Source organism: Streptomyces sp. NPDC055966 (genome assembly GCF_042269865.1).
Classification (GTDB): Bacteria; Actinomycetota; Actinomycetes; order Streptomycetales; family Streptomycetaceae; genus Streptomyces.
This window is the reverse complement of sequence record NZ_JBHJYK010000073.1, coordinates 1-3,377: the sequence shown is the minus strand read 5'-3', so window position 1 is coordinate 3,377 and position 3,377 is coordinate 1. Positions and strand designations below refer to the sequence as shown.

Here is a 3,377-nt window from a genome sequence, read left to right as displayed (position 1 = left end):
GAGTTTAGAGTGTCGCACTGTGGGGGTCAAGGGGGAGGACGTGTCATCCCCTTTGCGGAGTGTGTCGGAAACATTGTGTCCGACACTTTTAGCTCCGCCTCTCACACCCCACAGGGGTGCTGGGATGCCATTTACCGCAAATCGGGCAGGCTCCGATTGAGGACAAATGGCTTGCTGAAGTGGAGGGCTGCGAGACAATCCGGCAGGGAGTCGCGCACCTGGAACGAGGCAAAAGATGCGGCTTTGAACAGGGAGGAGTAACGAGGCTCACCCTGTTCATTGCGCATCGGGGGCAGGCAATGGGCGACTTCATTCGCCCGCCTGCCCTGCTCTTGAAGTGATACAATTGGATAAAGGAGAGTAAGGATCATGACAAGGGAAATTGACTTCGAAAAAGCCATGAGACATGTACGAGCAACCCTTGATTTTGAAGGCTTAGTGCTTACAAAAGAAGAGGAAGAGCTTTTGAAAAGGCGGTTTCATGGAGAAATTACAGAAGAGGAATACATACAAAAAGCGCTCGAACTGGCAAGGTCTTGAGGAGGACTGGCTGCTGCAGGGAGAAAACAAGCGTTTATGCCGCGAAAGTCGATTTACAATGAGAGGCACTCTCATGCAAACTGCCGGAGGTGGCCCCGGAGGGCGGTTTTCGCCCTGCGGGGTTGCCTTTGGGAGTTTGAGGGTGCGGAGGCTCGTTGTCAATCGAACCGTGGAATAAAAAGCGGGGCCGATGTTCGGGAATCGGGAGGTAAAGGCAGCTGCCGGCGATTTTAGTCGTTCGTCTTTTTGTCGATTTGGATCCCTAACCTGGTTCCTGGTCGTTCGGTTTTTGGAAAGGTGGAAGTAAGTGAAGACAGAAGAGGAAAAGGTACTGAAGGCACTAGAGGATTTGGGCCAGATGATTAAAGAGGGTTTGGATGAGATAAAAGAGGATTTGGGAGATACGCGATCGGGTATCAAAGCAGAGACTGTGGCGTTGAAGAGGGAACTGAGTGAGTTTGAAAAAAATATGAATGAGCGTTTTGATAGACTGGATGAGGTGTTTGAGAGCAGGCGGAAAAAAATGATTGAATTTGCGAAGGAGATCGGGGCGGATATAGAGAGCTAATTCCGAGGCTTTTTGATCGCTGAATAAAGTTGTATAATTTTAGCTGCTCACATGTTTTGTTTTAGCGCTCTTGCTTTTTGGCAGGAGCGTTTTTTTTGTTTGCGGCGTCACGCAACATTTTTTCTAAGAGATTTTCTGCGATTATTGGCGGGCATCTTTATGTTAATCTTTAACATAAAAAGGGTTTTTGTTGGGAAGGAAGGAATGAGGCTCATTGGAAACCATACCATCTTCATCTGTGGGAATGAAAATCAATGCGTGGTACAACGAAATCCAGAAGCTGAATGTGATAGAAGCGGAACGGTTGAAAGCCGAAATTGAGCAGGATTTAGACAGAATGGAAGAGGATCAAGACACCCTATTGTACTATCAGATGATGGATTTGAGGCATCAGCTGATGTTGGACTACCTTTTTCCAAACGAGGAAAGGATGAGCCTTGCTGATTACCTTAGAGAAATCGAGGGACAGGGAAGAAAATTCTCGGGGTTGTTGGAATACTATCGCTCGTTTTTTACCGGAATGTACTACTTTTCGCAGGGAAAATACATAAAAGCCATTAAGTCTTATAGAGCAGCGGAGAAGAAATTAACAAAAGTTTCTGACAAAATAGAAAAAGCTGAATTTTACTTTAAGATGGCTGAAGTCTTCTATCACATGAAACAAACCCATATGTCGATGTATTATATCTCTCTTGCTGATGAAATTTATCAAAAGGAGGTTACATACAAAGTCCGCCAGATACAATGCCACTTTGTTATTTCGGGAAATTATGATGATTTATTGGCGCATGATCGCGCTTTGCCCCATCTGCACAAGGCATTGGCTCTCTCTCAAGAGATTGATAATTGGACGATGATCACAAAAGCGTTATTGAACATGGGTCACTGTTATAGCAGAATTGGAAGCTTTCAGGCAGTGCCTTTTTATCATGAGGCCATTAAAGCAGCCAAAAAGGCAAAAGCTAAAGAAATCACAAGCGCTTATTATGATTTAGCTTTAATTCATTTCACCAAAGATGAAAAACCAGAAGGACAAGAATGTTTTGAAAAGGCCAAAGAATACGCTCATGAATTCCAGGATGACTTATGTTTGTATTTGCTGGGCGTTTTAGAAGCGTTGTTCCTCAAACAAGCGGACAGATCGAAAGTTCTGGAGGCTTTTGAACCACTTAAAGATGGCCGGGGTTATCCTTATCTGGAGGAGCTGGCTTTAGTTGCTGCGGAATTTTATACTAAAAATGGGCGTCTGGATGATTCTGTTTTTTTCTTCAAGCAGATGGTGGATGCTCAAAAACAAATTCAAAGGGGCGATTTCCTGTATGAAATGTAAGAGCCTTTTTTCCGTAGCCATCATCTTAGGGGTATTAACGCTAGGCGTAGCTGGTTTTTCTTATGTAGATCACGGCGATACGCACGTTGCTTCGAGAAATGCGACTTGATGAAAAAAGCAAAGTGAGGAGCGAATTTTCTGTATGAAATGTAAAAGCCTTTTGTCAGCAGCCATCATTTTGGGAGTGTTAACGCTGGGTGTGGTTGGATTTTCTTCTGAAGTTCAAAGCGATGCACAGATTGCGATACGAAATGCAACGTGATGACCAGCGGATTATGTTTTATTAGACGGACTCATGTGTTCCGTCTTTTTTTTGTGTGTCTATAAACGCTCAAAATCAATTCTGAGCGTTCCTGGGATAAAAATAGACTAATGATACCTGAGAGTTTAAAAACGGCTCATATGGCCATTAAAATGATTTTTAGGATATTCATTATTCGACACAATTCGACATGGACCATAAGACGAAGAAAAAGTGATATGGAGTGAGTGCCATCTATGCACCGAGAGGTGCTGAATAGACTTCGAATCATGTGCATGGAGGTTTCGGTTATAAATCATTTTTGGTTGGGGATGCTATAGATTGTCTGCGGGTGTATCACTACCTGTCATTACAACCGTGAGATTCTTCCCGTAGCTGTACATCCTCCTCTGAAAATGGAGGGAGCGCTCCTGCCGGCCTTGCCCCTGGCAGGAGCCTTTTTGTATACTTTGGATGTCTAAACGATTGTCTCAACATTCTAATCCATAATCCTTTTGGTTGGCGGACGGAAAGTCCGTCTTTTTTTATGTGCGCTGGACAATACGGACAGAAATGCCCCTGAGAATGCTCAGAATCGTTTCTGAGACGTTTTAGAAAGAAAATATACCAAAACTACCAGGTGGTAGTGAAAAACTATTGTATGGGCATTTAAACGTTTTTTATGACGATTGCAAAAT

Annotated in this window: 3 protein-coding genes; all 3 read left to right on the top strand. The window is 43.8% G+C overall.

Annotated elements, in window-relative coordinates:
- The first annotated feature begins 369 nt into the window (after positions 1–369).
- Complete coding sequence (locus ACFC8N_RS48705) at positions 370–540, top strand: hypothetical protein (protein ID WP_011161206.1); 171 nt, start codon at positions 370–372, stop codon at positions 538–540.
- A 307-nt stretch (positions 541–847) separates the two neighbouring features.
- Positions 848–1,108: a hypothetical protein gene (locus ACFC8N_RS48700; protein WP_046129924.1), complete on the top strand. Its 261-nt coding sequence runs from the start codon at positions 848–850 to the stop codon at positions 1,106–1,108.
- A 214-nt stretch (positions 1,109–1,322) separates the two neighbouring features.
- On the top strand, positions 1,323–2,438 hold the full coding sequence (locus tag ACFC8N_RS48695) for an aspartate phosphatase (RefSeq protein WP_144564766.1): 1,116 nt from the start codon (positions 1,323–1,325) through the stop codon (positions 2,436–2,438).
- Positions 2,439–3,377: the final 939 nt, after the last annotated feature.